This window comes from Psychrobacter halodurans (genome assembly GCF_017498075.1).
In the GTDB taxonomy this organism is placed as follows: Bacteria; Pseudomonadota; Gammaproteobacteria; order Pseudomonadales; family Moraxellaceae; genus Psychrobacter; species Psychrobacter celer.
In genome coordinates this window covers 14,109-32,964 of sequence record NZ_JAGBKN010000015.1, presented here as the reverse complement: position 1 = coordinate 32,964, position 18,856 = coordinate 14,109, and the positions used below count along the sequence as shown (strand labels likewise).

Genomic DNA, 18,856 nt, shown 5'->3' with positions numbered 1-18,856 from the left:
CAGCGCTCTGTAGTAGTGCTATAGTAAATACTATCTGACATGAGGAAGACGCTATGAGTTACGAACACATACTACTGGTCACCGACTTACTCTCTGATGCCGATATCGTCGCACAAAAGGCCAAACGTATCGTCGATAACCGCCCAGGCGCTAAGCTATCCGTACTGCACATCGTCAAAGACACCATGGTCGGTTTTGGTTATGAGTTGGTCCCCGCCTCGAGCTTATACGATGAGATCGATGATGAGCGCTGCCAAGAAGCACGGGCAAAGCTGGCGCAGTTTTTGGTGCGTAATGAGCTAGACGCCGTCAACTCGCAAGTGACCACCGCCATCTCTAGCAGCGAAGGCATCGTCAATTATTGTCACAAACACGACGTCGATCTCTTGGTCATCGGTCGACACAAGCGCACAGGCATCGCCGCGTGGATCAGCGGTGCTACGGCGGACAATATCCTGCCCAACGTCCCATGCGACAGCTTGGTCGTAAGACTCGACAAACCCGTATCCAAGTAGCGCCAATAAAACGTTACTTAATAGCGCTCAAACCGTAACGCACAAATAGTCGCGCTCAAAACCTCAAACGCTAAAAAAGCGCGGTGTATCTACGACGCCGCGCTTTTTGTGTTTGCTCAATCGTCTTGTATCATATCTATAAAAGTCTGCCAAATCGGGCTTTGATGGCGGGCTTTGTGCCAGACCAACCACCACGTCCGTGACAGATCGATACCCGCGACTTTTACTTGTACCAGCTTTCCTGCTGCCAGCTCCGCCTCGATGACATGCTGAGACAGGCAGCCAAGACCGATATCGGCACTGACCATATGCTTGATGGCTTCCGACTGCTGAATTGCCATGATCACCTCGGCCTCTGGCAGATGTTTGAGCAGCTGCTCATCGATGATCTGCCGCGTGCCCGACCCCGCCTCTCGCACCAGTAGCGGCAGTTTAGCCAACTGCGTAAGAGTCATATGATACAGACGCTCAGTCTCTTGATAGTCTGCAAGACCTGCCAGCCATCTGCTATCGCGTTTGGCAAATATCATCAAAGTATCTGTCCGCCATGCGCGCTGCTCGATGGTCTTAATATCTGTGGGGCGCGGCATGCCTTCTACCAACGCGATATCGATATTTAACTGCTCAACCTCCGCCACCACCTCTTGCGTATTGGCGATATACATATCGACACGAGCGTCTGGCAGCACCTGATACAGCTTGGCCAGCAGCGGCGGCAAGGCATAGTTACCGATGGTGGTGCTGGCGCCAATATGAATCTGACCGGCTTGATACTTATGATAATGCTCCAGCGTCAATGACTGCTCTAAGATCGCTTGCGCTTGTATATAAATAGGATGAGCATTGGGGTGCTGGTTGAGCCTACGTCCGACCCGCTCAAATAACGGCATCTGCAGACGCGCCTCCAGCTCACTCAGCGCACTACTGACGGCCGACTGCGAGAGATGCAGCGCTTCACTGGCGCGGCTGGTGCTGCCAGTTTGATAAATACTCACAAACACCGCCAGTTGCTTTAGGGTAATCTTCGGTAGCGTTTGCATGGCTTTTTTCATTGTCTCGCTTGCCTTATATCCGTCTGTAGATGTATGTCACACGACCTATATTTTTTAATACACAACAGATTTAACAATCTGTCTTTTACTATAGTGAATTCAGTATAGTAAAAGACACAGTGGGACTGGGATAAATTTTTCGCAGCATCGAGCAGCGTAGGCACAGCACGCAAGGAGAATTTAGACCAGTTCCACCTTGATATATAATGTATCTGTTTTATTTAGGATCGACTATAAGCTTGTTTTAACAACGCCTTCGTCACTGCTGGCACCTCTGCTTTTAATAGAGGTGTTTTTCACGCCACTCTTACCTATATTTTCGATAGCTTCTATTTTATTAATCTGTTTTTATTATAAGTTGGCTTGTCTTATACTGTCTACTCATAAGCTTATGCTTATTTTGATTATAGCCATGAGGACGACGAGCCATGTATGCTTTTACACAGTCAATGAATCACTATTGCCCGCGCAACCGCCACTTAGCAGGGCTGGTGGTGGTGTTCTTTGGTAGTTTGCTGTGCTTGTGGTTGGATGCCAGCATCGATAGTTGGTCAAATGGCCGTATCGTTGGCCTCTCTCCGTTGACGCTGGCGATATTGCTTGGCATGGTACTGGGCAATACCGTCTACCCGCAGTTCGCGGAGCACTTACAGATGGGCGTGGCCTTTGCTAAGGGGCAAATATTGCGTCTGGCCATTATCTTTTATGGCTTTAAGCTGACCTTAACACAAGTCTCCAGTGTCGGAATGCCAGCGATCATGACCGATGCTCTGGTCTTGACCTCGACGTTTTTATTGACTTACTGGCTCGGTACCAGATGGCTAAAGGTCGATAAGCAAACGACACTACTGATTGGCTCAGGGGCTAGCATTTGCGGGGCGGCGGCAGTCATCGCCGCAGAGCCTGTGGTAAAGGCCGAAGCGCACAAGGTGACGATCGCTGTGGCGACGGTAGTGGTATTTGGCACCATTGCCATGCTGCTGTATCCTTTTTTATATCAGCTTGGCTGGTTACAACCTTGGCTAAATGCCCAGCAATACGGTATTTATACCGGCTCCACCATTCATGAAGTGGCGCAAGTGGTGGTCGCAGGTAACGCGGTGAGCACCGAGGTCGGTAATACCGCGGTCGTCACCAAAATGATACGGGTCATGATGCTCGCGCCATTTTTGCTTATTTTATCATTTGCCTTGACCTCATCTGGTAGCGGTCAAGCTGACAAACCTTCCCTAATGAGCCGTGTGCGACAAGTGAATGTCCCTTGGTTTGCTTTTATCTTTATCTTGGTGGTGCTGTTGCACACTTGGATACCGATGTCCGATGGCTTTGAGCAAAGTATGGTGATGCTAGATGATGTGATGCTGACGATGGCGATGTTTGCGTTAGGCTTAACCACACATATGAGCGCTATCAAACAAGCTGGCGTCAAGCCGCTGATTTTAGGAGCAGTGATGTTTGCTTGGTTGCTGCTCGGCGGCGGGGTGATCAATATCGCTATCAGCTCATTTGGTTAACTTGCAGCTCATTTACCTCAAACTAGAAAGACCAACGATAGTGAAGTCGTTGGTCTTTTTTATTGCTCGTCTGCATAAGCGATGATAGCCATCATAGACGACAACTATTTATAATCTTATAACCTACAATCTATAATTGCAGACGAAAAAAAACGAACCAAAAGGTTCGTTTTTTTATCTTGCTTTATTTATCTATAAAAGACAAATTAGATAGCAACGATGTTGTGTGCTTGTGGGCCTTTTTGGCCTTGAGTTACAGTGAACTCAACTTCTTGGCCTTCAGCCAAAGTTTTGAAGCCTGAGCCTGAGATTTCGCTGTAATGAGCGAAAACGTCTGCGCCGTTTTCTGGAGCGATGAAACCAAAACCTTTAGCTTCGTTGAACCACTTAACTGTACCTTTTTGAACGTCTGACATAGTCATAACCCTGATATTTAATTTATTTGTGGTCTAATAGACCGATAACGCTTGCAAATAGCTACTGAACGATAAATATTAAAACGAAGGATTATAACTAATACTACGAGGTAATGATTTGGTGCAGAACTGCTCTTAAGCTTGGATGTATTATAGGGGTAACATCCTAGTATCGCAAGCCTTATCTCAGGTTTTATGTAACTGGACTTAACTATTGCCCTATATTGGCGACTTTATTCGGCATTTGGCAGACGAAACAAATAGACGATAACCCCGCTACAAACCAGTGCTACTAGCCATGCCGCCCATGTCATATCAGCGGGCAGACGATAAAACAACATGACAGTCGATATCGCCATCATGATGGTCGCAAGCCACTTAGCATAAAGCGGTACTGCATGATTTTCTTCCCAATCACGGACGTATTTGCCAAAGTATTTGTGATTGATTAGCCAAAAATGAAAGCGCCGCGAGCTACGTGCCCAGCACCCTGCCGCCAGTAATATAAAAGGCGCAGTCGGCATCACGGGTAGCAAGATGCCGATAATACCCAGCACAAAAAACAACCAGCCTAATATGACAAATGTCCAACGCACTGTCGGGCTGTGGTGCTGATTGGTCTTTGGGCGGTAGTAGAAGTGCTTTTTTTGGCTCATAAAGGGTGTCGTTGGATAGTGGATATCGTTGGATAGTGTCAGATAGTCAGGTTTTGGCCGGCAAGTTTATGACAAAGACGGTGGCTTATAGAACTCCCTAAGGATGCCGTATCAGGAGATATGCTACAAGACTATTTTTATGAGGGTTTTGCTATCAATCGGTATGTTTGGTTAGTGGTTGGGTAAGTTAGGCCTATCGCCCTATCGCAAATGAAGCAAAAAGACCGCTGCTTTATTGATAGCGGTCTTTAACGCATGTGTCATATAAATGGATTAACTATCTATCTACTTAGCAATATCTATAGCGTCATTACAATAAGCACACTGGCTCTAAGGTTGGCTTGTAGGTGTAAGTGAACTCTTGACCATTTGGATAGGCTTGCTGCAACTCGGGGTCGCTAAAGCTTTGATTGAGTACCAGCGTTTGTTTGGGTGTCAGCTTTATGACCTTAACTTGGGAGAAAACTGGCTCGTTTTCGTATTGTAGCCCTACTGCGGTACGGTTAGGCTTTAGGTTATATTTTTCTACAGCCGCTTGCTGATGATAGCTACCATCGGTATAGCACTTGAAGCGATAGTTGTAACTTGTGCCATCTCGGCGAAAGTTAACTACAGCAGCTTGACCGCCCATCCCTGCTGTCATCGCCCAATAGCCGTCGTAGATCTGTTGTGGCAACTGGTAGGTGTTATTGACCTGATCGTTTGGGTATGATGGCGACATGCCAGTACTGGCACAGCCGGATAAAAACAACGCTCCGCCTAGCATGGCAGCGGTAATCTTAAGATAATGGCTCATGGCTCGTCCTTTAGTTATGAGTGAGTTGATGGGTTATAAAAGTTATATAAATGGTTTACCTTAGCACTTTAAGACAGATAGCATATCACTCTTTAATCATGGCACATTGGTCGAAACATGAGAATGAGCGTTAACAATATTCACAAAAAAACGCCATCACAATTGTGACAGCGTTCTTTATTACTATAGATATTTACGCTTTATTTACAACGCCTTTAACTGTGCCATCTGCGCTGTCATCGTTTTAAGCTGCCCTTCTAGCTCGGCCAGTTTTGCCTTCTCCGCATCGACCACTGGCGCCGGTGCTTTACTGACAAAGCCTTCATTACTCAGCTTACGCGCGATGCCGTCGGCCTGCTTTTGTAGCTTCTCATGCGCCTTGTCCAGACGTGCCAGCTCAGCCGTTGGATCAATTAGACCTTTCATCGGTACCAGCACGCGTAGCTGACCGACCATACTTGATGATGATAATGGTACCTCATCACCTTCTTTGACGATCTCTAAGCTCTCGACTTTGGCCAGTGCTTTAAACTGGTTTTTGATACGTGATAGCCGCCCTTCTTCCTCATCTGAGATATTTTGTAGCAATACTGGCAGGCGTACGGCGTTACCCAGCTTCATCTCACCGCGGATATTACGGATGCTGGCGATCAGCTCTTGTAGCCATGCCATGTCCGCCTCCACCTGTTCACTGATCTGCGCATTATCAGCTTGAGGATAGGCTGCGACGACGATGCTGTCAGTATCTTTACGGTTCAGCAGCGGCGCGACAGTCTGCCAAATCTCTTCGGTCAGATACGGCATGATCGGATGGCTAAAGCGCAGCGCCGTCTCGAGCACATGCAGCAGCACGTAGCGGATTTGCGCTTTACGCTCGTCTGTCACCGAGTCGTCATTGAGGCTGGCTTTGGCAAGCTCGACATACCAGTCGCAGTATTCGTTCCAGATAAACTCATAAATGTCATGGCTGACCATATCGAGGCGATACTGGGCAAAGTGCTGATGGATATTACTAATCGTCGAGTTGAGACGGCTCATGATCCATTTTTCTGGTAATTCCCAAACATCTATGTTGGCCGCTTGGTCGATAGGTTTGGCGTTACCGTCATTATCGATACAGTTCATCAGTACAAAGCGGCTGGCGTTCCAGATTTTATTACAGAAGTTACGATAGCCCTCAACGCGCTTGAGATCAAAGTTGATGTCGCGGCCAGTACTGGCAAGAGAGGTGAAGGTAAAGCGCAGCGCATCGGTACCGTAGGCTGGGATACCCTCTGGGAACTCTTTACGCGTTTGCTTCTCAATCTTCGCCGCGTCTTTGGGGTTCATCATATTGCTGGTGCGTTTTTCGACCAGCGCTTCTAGATCGATACCGTCAATCAAATCAATCGGATCTAAGACATTACCTTTCGACTTAGACATTTTTTGACCATTGCCATCGCGTACTAGGCCATGGACATAGACGGTCTTAAACGGTACTTGCGGCGTACCATCTTCGTTTTTGACAAAATGCATGGTCATCATGATCATGCGCGCCACCCAAAAGAAGATAATATCAAAACCGGTCACCAGCACACTGGTCGGGTGAAAAGTCTGCATCACGCGCGGATCGGCCTTAGGGTCTGCCCAATCTAATGTACTAAAGGTCCATAACCCTGAGCTAAACCACGTATCAAGTACATCATCATCTTGGCGCAATTTAACATCGTCGCTTAGATTGTATTTAGTGCGAACCTCCGCCTCGCTACGTGCGACATACACCTCACCTGCCGCGTCGTCGTACCACGCTGGGATACGGTGACCCCACCACAGCTGACGGCTGATACACCAGTCCTGCAGGTCTGTCATCCATGCCATATACATGTTTTTGTACTGTGCAGGGACAAATTCAATACGACCATCTTCGACCGCCTCAATCGCTGGTCCCGCCAGCTTATTGACGGCAACATACCACTGATCAGTCAGCCACGGCTCGACGATGGTACCACCGCGCTCGGCACGCGGCGCTTTTAGCGCGTAGTCTTCGATGTCTTCTAGCCAGCCTTCGCTACTCGCTTGCTCGACCAGCTGTTTGCGCGCCGCAAAACGCTCAAGCCCAGCGTATTCGCTCGGCGTGGTCTCAAGCGATGGCTCGCGCGTTTGCAAATCAGCATAGACCTCCATCTCAGGCAAAATGTTGGCACGCTCATCTAAGATGTTAATCAGTGGCAAGCTGTGACGACGACCCAGCTCATAGTCATTAAAGTCATGGGCAGGGGTGATTTTTACGCAGCCTGTACCAAAGTCGCTTTCGACATAATCATCGGCCACGATCGGCACCACGCGGCCTGTGATTGGCAAAGTAATGGTCTTGCCGATCAAATGCGCATAGCGCTCATCGCTTGGGTTGACCGCAACGGCGGTATCACCCAATAATGTCTCAGGACGGGTGGTGGCGACCACCAGATAGTTTTTGCCGTCTTGGGTGGTGATGTCTGTATCGGTAAAATAGTAGCGGAAATGCCACAAGCTGCCTTTTTCATCGACGTTTTCTACTTCTAAATCAGACAGCGCGGTTTGAAATTTAGGGTCCCAGTTGACCAAGCGCTTACCACGATAAATCAAGCCATCATCGAATAGGCGTACAAACACTTCTTTGACCGCATTTGATAAGCCATCATCCATGGTAAAGCGCTCACGCGACCAATCCACCGAGCTACCAAGGCGGCGAATCTGACGGGTGATGTTGCCGCCCGACTCTTCTTTCCACTCCCAGACTTTATCGATAAAGTCTTCGCGCGTCATATCACGGCGGCGGATGCCTTGCGCCTCTAGGCGGCGCTCAACGACCATCTGGGTTGCGATACCAGCGTGATCGGTACCCGGTTGCCAAAGCGTATTGTCGCCGTCCATACGGTGATAGCGGGTCAGCGCATCCATGATGGCATTATTAAAGCCGTGCCCCATGTGCAGCGAGCCTGTGACGTTCGGCGGCGGCAAGGCGATAGAAAACGACTCATCCTTATCAAAAGTCGGGGCAAAATAACCGCTCTCCTCCCAGCCTTGATACATGCCCGCTTCGACATCCTTTGGGTTGTAAGCGTTTTCTAATTGGCTCAAGGCGGCTTGAATAGACTCGGTCAAGTTGGCTGTGCTGTTGGTATGATTCTCAGGATTGCTCATAATAGAATAATCTTTTATTAATAATGAATGAATTCGGTCAAACAAATAACATGAAACGTAAGCGATGGGATTGATAGAATGATTTTAACGCAGATGGCCAGATTTTGTTAGATGCTAAGGCAATTTATCGGCTTTGGGGCGCATTCATTAAACAATTAACGAACAGCAATCCCCCCTCTGGCAAATATAATACGTTATAGTCATGCTATAGCATATAACGTCTGTCTATATATTGGCCGTGACCTTCTGCCAGTCGGTAGCGCCCCATCATTGTCCCATAACCAGCGAGTTTACTGTGCCCAAAGATACCGAGAATAACAACGCCTACCAAGCCGACCCATCACGCAATAAGCCTACCGCAGAGGATATCGCGCGCCCTGACAATACGCCAGACGACAGCGAGGTACAAGCGACTAAGACCCTAAAAGATGAAGACCTACCCAAAGAAATCAGCGATGAAGACAAAGAAACCATCAAAAAAGTCGCAGGCGATGACAATCTAAGCCAAGCAAAAAGCTACGCCAGTATCTTAGTCGAGCAAGTGATACATGCCAAAGAAACCTTTGAGCGCTCTTTGGGCTCATTATTTACCAGCGCCTTTACCGCAGGGTTTGAGATTGGCATCAGCTTTTTTATGATTTTATCAGCCTTTGCGCTACTGAGCGCCGTCATACCTAGCGAGTATGCCATCGTCCTCGCCTCCTTGCTGTATCCGGTGGGCTTTATCATCGTTGTCATCGGCCAGTCGCTATTATTTACCGAGCAGACCTCCCTCCTAAGCCTGCCTGTCTTAAACAAAATCGAACCCTTGCACAAGTTGCTAAGGCTATGGGGCATCGTTATCGCAGGCAATATCGTCGGCGGCTGCCTGTTTGCCGCCTTGATGATTGGCCTTGGCCTAAATATGCAACTGTTTGGCGCCAGTGATATCGATGCTTATGCTGAGCATATTTTGGGGTTTAGATGGTGGGTCATTTTTGGCAGTGCCGTACTGGCAGGCTGGATGATGGGCATCGCGGCATGGCTTGTGACCTCAGCGCGCGATACCATTAGCCGTATCGTCTTGGTGACGCTAATCACCGGTAGTATTGGTTTTTTGGGACTGCATCATAGCATCGTCGGCAACATCGAGATTTTCTCCGCCCTGCTATATGGCAATACCGTCAGTCTGTGGCGCTATTTGCTGTTTTTGATAGTGGTGCTGGCTGGCAATACGATGGGCGGCGTGGTCTTTGTCGCGATACTAAAAAACCGCGCTTTTTTATTTGAAGTGGAGCGTGTCAAAGAGCAGACCGACGACAAAATATAGTCAGTCCGATATAACATTGGCACACTTTGTGTCATATGCCACTGGTATTATTTTGCGCAGCATCGAGCAGCGTCGGCACAGCGCGCAAAGAAAGCTAAACACTCGTAGCGCTGTACCTATTTTAAAATAGATGACCTATAAGTATCGATGCACGGTGACTTTAGCGCTGGTCAACGCCCTATAAAATCAATACAGGGCGACACAGGGTGACTCGGATCGCTTTTATAGCCAGTTATAAGCGGCGCGCAGCTAAGACGCTCATCTCCACCTCTGAGCGCTTTACCTGACGATATTTAGCGCCAAAAACTCTGACCAAGATACCAGCAGTCAAAAACATGATGAGGGTATAAATCGCAGGCGTCATCGACATTTTATAATTGGCCAATAGGGTCAATGCCATAAAGATAGATAACGTGCTGTTTTGTAGGCCGACTTCTAAGGTTACCGACGTTCTTTGTGCCAAGTTTAGACCAAACCATTTACTGCTATAGTAGCCAAGCGCCATGGTCGAGAGGTTAAGGAGCAACGATACAGGGCCTGTCGCGAGTAGCGCCTCCACGAGGATATCACGCTGGACATAGCTTAAAAACACCACCAAAAACGTCAAAAATATCACCCCAAATCTCGACACATAGACCTGAGAGTTATCAGCGATACGCGGCGCATAGCGTTTGATCAGCATACCGAGGCTGATAGGCACGATGGTCAACACCACCAAAGTCAGCACGGTTTTTAGGACAGGTAACTCAAACGCACTACCAGCACCCATAAAATAAACCAGCGAAAAGCTCAGCACCACAGGAATGCTAAAGACTGTGATGACACTGGCAATCGCCGTCATCGTCACTGACAACGCCACATCGCCTTTGGCCAGATAGGTAAATAAATTGGAAGTGGTGCCTCCTGGGCACAGCACCAGCAGCATGACACCGACGGCGTATTCAGGCTCTAGAGGCATGATATTGGCCAATGCAAAGCCGATGAGCGGTAATAACAACAGCTGATTGGTCAAGCCGATACCAACTGCCTTGGGATATGTTAAAACGCGTTTAAAATCATTGGCGACGAGAGTGAGACCCATACCCATCATAATCAAAAACAAACAAATGGGGATGATAACTGAGTTGACTAAGGTGACAATTTCCAGACCTTCCATAACCACATCCTTGTAGATACTACCCGCCCAAAAACCCGCAACAGCAGTCGCCCGCAAAGCGTCAGCACCTGTGTATTGTTTTTTGACCGGATATAAGACCCTGCGTGGGCCGGTGTATGACAGCATTCCATGCCATCGTGTCTATACGCCCCCTCATGGAGCGGTATAACAAAGTATATCGTTGTAAAAGCAGCTTTATCTGTTTTATTCAACGACTCATCAGTCAGATGTAACGGTCTAAGAAAGGAGAGCAAACTAAGAAGGAAAACCAGGAAGGCAAATAAAGCGCAACAGCAAGACAATTAGAGCGTGTCATCGATACTATGCACCGCTGTGCCATAAGCAATGGCCTCCACCATGCTACCGAGCTGGTTGACATTGGTCACCTCAAGGCGCAAACCATAGATGTGATTGTAGCCTTTGGCATGTGCCTGAGTGCGCATACGTACGATGGCCTCGCGGCGCGCGCGATCCAGCAGTGTCTCATACGTGGTTAGGTTTTTGCCAAAGATGCTCAGCACCCGCGCGACGATCATTTTAAAATAATCCTGCGCGATCACGACGCTACCGAGCACCAGCTCACCTTGCGTGTCCGCCGCCAGTTTGGGACGATAAAACCGCTCGCTTGAGACCACGATATGACCCAGCGTTTGCTCAGCTTGGCGTAGCTGCGCTAGATGCTGACGCTCATGACGGGTGCCAAAAAACCACCCCACCACAAACAATATAAGGAGCGGCGCATAGTTGATAAGCATTTGGGTGAATGACTGGTTCATGACACGTCTCTTCTTATAAAAAAGCGGATAGGCTTTTTAGGTGGTTAACCAAAAGGGTTGAAACGTGGTAAGTCATCAGCTGGCACTGCGCTTGGCTGGGTGGGCGCGGCTTGCGGCGGGCGTGATGAATCATCGTGACGATGGGAAGGCTGAGACGCTGGATCCGGCATCGGTACGGCCTTGACCGCCGTACCATAGACAAACAGCTCGGAGGCCCCTTGAGCGATACTAGAGGTCGAAAAGCGCAAGCCCACCACCGCATCTGCGCCCAGTGCTTCGGCCTTGACCACCATACGATCGATTGCCTCTTGGCGCGACTCTTCTAACAGCTCGGTATAGGCGGTCAGCTCGCCGCCGACGATGTTTTTTAGCCCAGCAAACAAGTCTTTGCCGACGTGTTTTGAGCGTACCGTACTGCCATAGACCACATCCAAACGCTCAGTGATCTGATACCCTGGTAGATGCTCAAGATTGGAGAGTTGCAAAGCCATGATATTACCTTATGCATACAAAATAACAGCGGCGACTGTCTGTTAAAACAGTTGCTACTTAAAAGAACTGACACACGGGACGATCTAGGTACGGTATCAGTCGTTGGTATGAAACAACAAAAACAGCTCGGTCAGATTGCCTTCGATACTATTGGCCATCTGTGCCAGCTTGTCTTCATCACGGCGCATGGCGGCCAGCTCAGGATCTTCATCATCGATACCACTGAGCACAATCATCGGTAGCGTCAATACCGCCACATCCTCGCTGGTTTCTTCATCTTCAAACCAATCACTGGCTTCCTCGCCATACATCGCATCGACAAAACCAATCGACCAAGCGACGATGTCTGACTCATCGGAGAAATCTACCGCCACTTCCTCATCACCAGCGTCTTCGTTGAAAGGCAACTCGATGGGTGTCTCGTTTTTTAGCTCAGCCATGATAGCGGCACGCCAGCGCTTGATACCATCGACGACGTTTTCTGGAATCTCGCTCACATGACCTTCAAAAAATGCATCCAACCAATTAGGCAGCGGGCGACCGATGACGGTAGCGGTCAAAAAACCATGGGCGGCGACACTATCGAGGACGTAGGGGTTTTCTTGGGTATCTAAGTAGTCTAGTAATTCGTCAAAGCTTAATGGATCACTCATGAGTTAAAATCCTTAAATGAGGGGTGTCAATCGCAAAACGATCGAAGATAGGCACGATGATGGAGGGGGCAAGAAAGCGACTGTTAAAAGTTACGCCCCCAAACCGTCATGATAAAAAATAAAAGCAGGCAACGCCAAATCTCAATAGAGGGATGAAGCGCTGCTGTAGAGCGGTCATTAAAAGGCTTTAGTTGACAAACATACGGCGCTAGAGCGACAAACGAATGCTGCTGACAGAAAAAAATACCGGCACTATGACGTAGCCGCTCAGATATCGTCGTCGTCCCAATCATCGTCGTCTTCATCGAAATCGTCGAGATCATCGAGATCGTCTTTTAGTTCTCTTGCCAAACGCTTTTCTTCGAGCAAGTTATCGATCAATCGACGCTTTTCGAGGCTACTTAAGCGTGTGCGCACACTTGTCTCAGCCTCTTCTACCATCTTTGCATCATCATCATCGACAAAGTCATCATCAAAATCGTCGTCAATATCAGCGTCACTCATGACAAACTCCTATCAGTTTTAGCAAAGGTATAAAAAATACATCAATATATATATGCCTTATAAAGTCTCTGTTGAGAGTTGTCAATCCTTTTTGTCAATATGGCATATTTCCCAATCGCGGCCAAATCTCTTTGCCAAGCAGTACTATAGGCAATTGTACAGACTACATCGGTACAAGACAGCGCTCTTGATGAGCACTTATGCTTAAGAAGCCTCTTGATTGTCGACCATCAATACCGCATTACGCACATCCGCCAACCGCTGAATCATCGCATCATTGCCCCCATCAAATATCGCACACTCACGCTCATAGACGGTCGTTGGGCGCATGACGCTCTGTACCTGTACATGGTGGCTGATTTGTTTGAGGCCCGCATTGGGCAATAAGATCAGCATTTGCTCTTTTTTGCCGATACCGTGCAGCAGATGCGTCATGGCTTCACTTTGTGCATCATCACTGACACCTGCTTTGGCAGGCAGCGCAAAACGTGACAGCTCGATATGCTTATCATGGATGATTTTGTTGAGCATCAAATACAGCTTGCCCAGCATCACGCCTGCCAGCGCTACTTTGGCGTGGCTGTTGTCAGCTTTGAGCAGCACGCTGGCTCCTTTATCATCAAAACTTGGCTCATTTATCATGCTGACACCGAGCAGTAGCGGCTGTTTTAGTAGCTCGGTCGTCGCTTGGTTGAGCAGCTGTGTACATAGCGCCAGATATGGTAGGCGCTGGGCGGGCGCTAGACGCTCAAGCATATTAAACTCATCATGAAAGACAATTTGTACCCTGACACTATCAAACGTACGCGTGGCTGATAGGCGTGCGCTGCCACGAGCCGCTTTGCCTATGCTTTGGTCATGGCTTGTTTCTGATGGCCTATCCTCTGTATGATGGGCTGAGTCTGCTTTAGACGTCGCATCAACATCGTCCTTCATACCAGCACTGATATCTGCATTTATATCCGCACTTATATCCAAGTCATGCTCGCTATTAGTCCGAGTATCAGCATCTGCAGACGTTGCGCCTTGCTGCCCTCTGATATAGCTATTGACTGCGCCATGAATGTTTAGCGTACGTACCGCAGCGCTGGCATCGGCGGTGGTTGTATTGTCAACTGTGCTCTGTGTCGCCTCAACGTCTGCGGCGCGGCGGTCGTCCTCATAGCTGCTACGATCATAATCGCGCTCAGCGCCTCGCTGATCGAGCTGTCTAAACTGCTCGCGGTGTAGCTCTGAGATATCACGGCTGATGGCGTTGATTTGCTCTTTGGTCGGGCGTGCAAGATAACCATAAATCAGCCATAGCAATAGATGCAGAAGCAGCATACCAATGACAAACGGCCACTGCATGGCGATAATCTCGCCCTTGCTGATATCTTTTAGCGTCAGCGCCACACTACCGATGACCGCATCGCCTTTGGTAGCGATTTGACGGATGGTATCGCCCTGCTGCATCGGTGCGTTGCCTACTGGTACCAAGATATCATCGTTGCTGTCTTTGATCAAAATACGTGTCACGTCCTGCTCACTGGTGTAGCGATTGGCGATGACACTGAGGCTGACACGGTCTTTGTTTTCTAACGACAGCCTCGCTTCATCTATCAGTTGTGCGACCATCTGTTCGCCTTTTAACGCACGACTTTTGCTCAACTGCTGGTCAGTACTGATGACCAATAGCAGTGTCTGCAAACAAAAACTAACCAGAAGAATAATGGCAAACAACCCTTGCCGCGGCGCTAAATACGTCATGATATGGTAAACTTTTTTGGATAAATGAAATTAAAAAACGAGACTGTCGCTCATTTTTTGGCTAATTTTAAAAAATCGTCGGTCTTGTCTGTTGTGCTTGCTGTCATACTTACACACAGCTGTGTTTACATACCGCTATCGCTCTTATCACACAGACCAAGCGGGCGCGCTTATCATAGCTACTATAGCACCATAATAAACCTTATAGCGTTAGCAGTTTTAGAAATTTATGTGGTCAACGCAGCCGTTTTTTGCAGACCATAATACTTTGCGCGCCATCTATAGGCGCTGACCTGTAAAACTGTTATTATTCCTAATCTTATATGAGCATACAAGGGACAATTGAGTCATGCCAAAAAATACCTCTTATTCGTTACCAAAAGACAGCAAAGCATGGCAACAAGCCGTGGATTCTGTTGCATCGCTACTACCCAATAATACGAATTTGCAAGATTTTGACGCATTGCAGTCCCTTCCTGTTTTTGCCCTTATCGTCGTCCTGCCAACTCACGTATCAGCGCTGGACATTCATCAATATGTACAGTCTTGGGTCGATGATCAGCCAAACTGGCATTTGGTCACCGTAGCTGAAGACACCGATGCCAGCTTTGTCAATATCACGGTGTCTGATACCGAGCCTACAGCAGGTGATGCGCAGCGCTTGCCATTTACCCCCGTGCAGGTCTATCGCTATTTGTTGGTGCCTGTGACCGACACCTTGATGCACCCTGCCAAAAAGACGGCAGCCGCCCACATCATCGACGATCAGCTTACCACCCGCTTACGTCACGACTTGACCAAAGCCTATAACAATACAAGCCGTACAGACAGCGGTGAGCAGCTAGATGTGGTTGATTGTCATATCCTCTCCATCGGTCATATGCTGCGTACGCACAAGCTTGCCTGCTTTGATATGGACTCGACGTTGATCGAACAAGAAGTCATCGTCGAGCTGGCCAAAACCGCTGGTATCGGCGAAAAAGTCGAAGCCATCACCGAGGCGGCAATGCGCGGAGAGATCGATTTTGATGAATCTTTTGCCCAGCGCGTGGCGCTACTCAAAGGCATCTCAACCGATGTCCTCGATGATATTTGCCGCCGTTTGACCTTATCAACAGGCGCGCGCACCACGATCAGTGCGCTCAAAGCACTGGGCTATCATACGGTACTGGTATCAGGGGGCTTTACCTATTTTGCCAACTATATCGCCGAGCAGTTAGGTATCGATGAAGTACACGCCAACGCCTTAGATATCGATGAAGGCGAAGTGACTGGTCATGTGCAGCTCCCTATCGTCAATGGTGCCAAAAAAGCCGCCATCGCCGAGCAGACCGCCGAGCGCTTAGGTATTGATATGTCACAAGTGGTCTGTGTCGGCGACGGTGCCAATGACTTACCGATGATGGCCGTTGCTGACTTGGGCGTCGCTTATCGCGCCAAACCCATCGTTCAAGCGCGTGCCGACTCTGCCATCAATGTCACAGGACTTGAGGGCGCGCTTTATGCCTTGGGTTATCCAGCGCTCACCCCGACCAAGTAATGATAAAACACACTATAGCCAATCCCCCATAAAACTGGCCGGCAAGATACTATGTACCACTGAGTACAACGTGCTACTGATATTTATTTTGTGCAGCATCTATCGGCGTAGGTACAGCACACAAAGTACATGAATACCTGTCGCGCCGTACCTGTTCTAAAGTGGAGTCACTATACGCTCACAAAAGCTAGGTTGATACCTTGTCATCGACCTAGCTTTTATGTTTATCTCGTTGCATTTTTTCTTTATTAGCTTCATTTCGCTCGATATTTTACCCCATCACGTATTTTTGTATAAAGGATGTACTCATGACGGCACCTCAATCACCGCGGCCAAGCGAGTGGTCAGCAGCGGATAACCAACCAAAATCGCTAGCAGCCACTTATATCAAGGGCATGGCGATGGGCGCCGCTGATATTGTCCCTGGCGTCTCTGGCGGCACCATTGCTTTGATTGCCGGCATCTATGAGCGCCTGATCAATGCGCTTGGCAGTATTGGCCCCAGCTTGTGGCAGGTGTTTCGCGCAGAGGGCGGTTTACGAGGTTTGCTTGCGGTCTGGCGACAAGTCGATGCTACGTTTTTGTTGTTTTTGTTGCTGGGTATTGCCAGTAGTTTTACCACATTGGCAGGTATGATCAAGCACCTTTTAGACCATCAACCGCTACTGATTTGGTCGTTCTTTTTTGGTCTGGTCGTCGCCACGGTATTTTTATTACTGACAGAGATTAAACGCTGGAGTATCGGCCGCATGCTACTGTTTTTGGTAGGGCTTATCAGCGCTGTGGTGATTAGCAGCCTACCAATCATGACCACCACGCCAAGCTTGCCTTATTTGTTTTTTGCAGGGGCAGTGGCTATTTGTGCGATGATATTGCCTGGGGTATCAGGGTCTTTTATTTTGCTGTTATTGGGCGCTTATGACGCTGTGTTAGAAGCGGTCGATACCATGAACCTTAGCATTCTTTTGACCGTGATCGCTGGTATGGCAACAGGGCTGTTGTTATTCACGCGGGCGCTCAAATGGTTACTAGCGCACTATTACCAAGCCACGCTTGCCCTACTGACCGGCTTTATCGCCGGCTCCTTGGTCAAAGTATGGCCGTGGAAGGTCGATGCGTTGGGGACGCTCGACAGCGACGCCATTTATAACGTCATGCCATGGCAGTATCCGGCAGGCGCGCAGTGGGCGACCACGATAGGGCTGATGCTACTTGGTGCTGTGTTGGTGTCCTTGCTCTCATGGTGGGGTAATCGCCACGCTTGAGGCCGGTTATCGGCTTTGTGATTGGCGCGTAACATTCTAAAAAACCAAACGTCAACGGTTGTCGCAAAGCCGCCTCTACCCTCTTTAGCTTTACTCAGTAAGCTTTCATAATAGTCGCATTGTTATAAGAAATTCACCTTATCAATAGCGAGATGAATGATGTTAATGACTGTTTTTTCCTTTATCGGTATAGATAGCTTGAGTGGTACGGCACTGTTTGCGTATGGGCTACTGGCAGGTTTGGTGCTGGCGTTGGCGTTTTCATCACAGCGCTGGCTGCTATGGTATCTGTTTGGCGGCATGGCCTATTGGCTAGCAGTCGAGGCCGTCCAAAGCCTATTGATCAGTCGCCCGGCCCTGCTAGCGCTATCAGAATGGCACAGCTATGTCATCGCCATGGGTATCAGCTGGTTGCCGCTGGCTGGCTGGGTGCTGTATCGAGCCATACGCTACGATGATGTCAGTCAGTCAGTACAGCAGCAGCGCGAGTTGCAAGCCGCACGCTATATCGAGCATACGCCAGTGTATGACGACGACTATCAGCCGCGTTTTCATTGATGATGGATAATGTTACAAGATACTAAACGCTCTCTACTTAACTACTAAAGAATTGATGGTATTTGATGGTTTATACTCTAATTATATATTTGTCGAAAAAATTCATATAAAGTACGCTATATTTTTTGTCTTATTCTTTAGGAGTTTTATGATGTTTACGCTACCTGTATTAGATATCAAGTCTGACCCGTTAGATGTATTGCTGGCAGTGATTGGCTATCGCCTTTCTATGCTGGCCGATAGTGGTAATGAAGACGTACAAAAGCTGCTTGCGGATCGTGATGTGACCATTGAGCTTGCCAGCACTGAGTCTGGTATTGCGCGTTATTATCGCTTTGATAATGGTCAGTTTAGTCAGCAAAGTGGCCATGCAGCAGAAGCCGATTTGACCATTACTTTTAAAGACTCGATGACGGGCGTAAAGCTGCTAACCAAAGGCGATTTGCCAAGCTTTATGACAGCGGTACAAGAAGGCAACTTAAGTATCGAAGGTGACTACAGCTTGATGATGTGGTTCAATAAACTTGCCAAGCACATCGTGCCTGCCATCCCAGAAGAATACAAACCTTATATCCAAAAGGCCAAGCCTTATGCTTATAAAGCGCAGCAGTTTGCCAATCATTGGATCGGTGTTGCCAAGCACAAACTGGGTAAGTAATCACCTACTTGCCAAAGTGCCCTTTATAACTCTATAGCCCTTTATAGCTCTATATTCCTTTATAATTCTATAAAGGCTAGACTTA

18 protein-coding genes are annotated in these 18,856 nt (G+C 48.3%); 7 read left to right on the top strand and 11 right to left on the bottom strand.

Annotation, left to right across the window (positions count from 1 at the left end):
* Positions 1-53: 53 nt before the first annotated feature.
* The gene (locus J3491_RS08075; RefSeq protein ID WP_207969784.1) at positions 54-515 is read left to right on the top strand and encodes a universal stress protein; all 462 of its coding nucleotides are present in this window, start codon (positions 54-56) and stop codon (positions 513-515) included.
* A gap of 116 nt (positions 516-631) precedes the next feature.
* Here J3491_RS08075 and J3491_RS08070 read toward each other — a convergent pair whose 3' ends face one another.
* Positions 632-1,567 (bottom strand): LysR substrate-binding domain-containing protein, encoded by a 936-nt coding sequence (locus J3491_RS08070; protein ID WP_207969783.1) that lies wholly within the window; start codon positions 1,565-1,567, stop codon positions 632-634.
* A 428-nt stretch (positions 1,568-1,995) separates the two neighbouring features.
* Here J3491_RS08070 and J3491_RS08065 point away from each other — a divergent pair, with 428 nt between their 5' ends.
* Positions 1,996-3,081, top strand: coding sequence for a YeiH family protein (locus J3491_RS08065; RefSeq protein WP_207969782.1), 1,086 nt, complete (start codon positions 1,996-1,998; stop codon positions 3,079-3,081).
* A 206-nt stretch (positions 3,082-3,287) separates the two neighbouring features.
* Here the strand turns inward: J3491_RS08065 and cspE are convergent, their stop codons facing one another.
* The 4 genes from cspE to J3491_RS08045 all read right to left on the bottom strand — a co-directional run bounded on the left by cspE (position 3,288) and on the right by J3491_RS08045 (position 8,111).
* Positions 3,288-3,497, bottom strand: a complete 210-nt coding sequence (cspE, locus tag J3491_RS08060; RefSeq protein WP_025644841.1) for a transcription antiterminator/RNA stability regulator CspE — start codon at positions 3,495-3,497, stop codon at positions 3,288-3,290.
* Positions 3,498-3,730: 233 nt separating this feature from the next.
* Positions 3,731-4,153 (bottom strand): YbaN family protein, encoded by a 423-nt coding sequence (locus J3491_RS08055; RefSeq protein WP_207969781.1) that lies wholly within the window; start codon positions 4,151-4,153, stop codon positions 3,731-3,733.
* A gap of 310 nt (positions 4,154-4,463) precedes the next feature.
* Positions 4,464-4,949 carry a hypothetical protein gene (locus J3491_RS08050; RefSeq protein ID WP_207969780.1) on the bottom strand — a complete coding sequence of 162 codons (486 nt, stop codon included), beginning with the start codon at positions 4,947-4,949 and terminating at the stop codon, positions 4,464-4,466.
* A gap of 204 nt (positions 4,950-5,153) precedes the next feature.
* Positions 5,154-8,111 carry a valine--tRNA ligase gene (locus J3491_RS08045; RefSeq protein WP_207969779.1) on the bottom strand — a complete coding sequence of 986 codons (2,958 nt, stop codon included), beginning with the start codon at positions 8,109-8,111 and terminating at the stop codon, positions 5,154-5,156.
* A 295-nt stretch (positions 8,112-8,406) separates the two neighbouring features.
* Between J3491_RS08045 and J3491_RS08040 the strand changes: the two genes are divergently transcribed.
* A complete protein-coding gene (locus tag J3491_RS08040; RefSeq protein WP_207969778.1) occupies positions 8,407-9,420 on the top strand; it encodes a formate/nitrite transporter family protein in 1,014 nt (337 codons plus the stop codon).
* Positions 9,421-9,652: 232 nt separating this feature from the next.
* On the opposite strand, the gene J3491_RS08035 is transcribed toward J3491_RS08040, so the two are convergent.
* The 6 genes from J3491_RS08035 to J3491_RS08010 form a co-directional block, all read right to left on the bottom strand.
* Entirely contained in the window at positions 9,653-10,576 is a 924-nt protein-coding gene (locus J3491_RS08035; protein WP_207969777.1) for a bile acid:sodium symporter family protein, read from the bottom strand.
* 302 nt (positions 10,577-10,878) lie between these two features.
* The gene (locus tag J3491_RS08030; RefSeq protein WP_075100356.1) at positions 10,879-11,352 is read right to left on the bottom strand and encodes a YbjQ family protein; all 474 of its coding nucleotides are present in this window, start codon (positions 11,350-11,352) and stop codon (positions 10,879-10,881) included.
* A gap of 44 nt (positions 11,353-11,396) precedes the next feature.
* Entirely contained in the window at positions 11,397-11,843 is a 447-nt protein-coding gene (locus J3491_RS08025; RefSeq protein ID WP_075100355.1) for a YbjQ family protein, read from the bottom strand.
* Between the two features lie 96 nt (positions 11,844-11,939).
* Complete coding sequence (locus J3491_RS08020; protein ID WP_075100354.1) at positions 11,940-12,497, bottom strand: YecA/YgfB family protein; 558 nt, start codon at positions 12,495-12,497, stop codon at positions 11,940-11,942.
* 267 nt (positions 12,498-12,764) lie between these two features.
* Positions 12,765-13,001, bottom strand: coding sequence for a PA3496 family putative envelope integrity protein (locus J3491_RS08015; protein WP_075100353.1), 237 nt, complete (start codon positions 12,999-13,001; stop codon positions 12,765-12,767).
* A gap of 204 nt (positions 13,002-13,205) precedes the next feature.
* On the bottom strand, positions 13,206-14,750 hold the full coding sequence (locus tag J3491_RS08010) for a hypothetical protein (RefSeq protein WP_207969776.1): 1,545 nt from the start codon (positions 14,748-14,750) through the stop codon (positions 13,206-13,208).
* Positions 14,751-15,099: 349 nt separating this feature from the next.
* Between J3491_RS08010 and serB the strand changes: the two genes are divergently transcribed.
* The 4 genes from serB to J3491_RS07990 all read left to right on the top strand — a co-directional run bounded on the left by serB (position 15,100) and on the right by J3491_RS07990 (position 18,771).
* The gene (gene serB, locus J3491_RS08005) at positions 15,100-16,290 is read left to right on the top strand and encodes a phosphoserine phosphatase SerB (RefSeq protein ID WP_207969775.1); all 1,191 of its coding nucleotides are present in this window, start codon (positions 15,100-15,102) and stop codon (positions 16,288-16,290) included.
* Positions 16,291-16,598: 308 nt separating this feature from the next.
* Complete coding sequence (locus J3491_RS08000; protein ID WP_207969774.1) at positions 16,599-17,555, top strand: DUF368 domain-containing protein; 957 nt, start codon at positions 16,599-16,601, stop codon at positions 17,553-17,555.
* A gap of 165 nt (positions 17,556-17,720) precedes the next feature.
* Positions 17,721-18,113, top strand: coding sequence for an AciT family ciprofloxacin tolerance protein (gene aciT, locus J3491_RS07995; RefSeq protein WP_226941226.1), 393 nt, complete (start codon positions 17,721-17,723; stop codon positions 18,111-18,113).
* Between the two features lie 148 nt (positions 18,114-18,261).
* Positions 18,262-18,771: an SCP2 sterol-binding domain-containing protein gene (locus J3491_RS07990; protein WP_243456239.1), complete on the top strand. Its 510-nt coding sequence runs from the start codon at positions 18,262-18,264 to the stop codon at positions 18,769-18,771.
* Positions 18,772-18,856 lie beyond the last annotated feature (85 nt).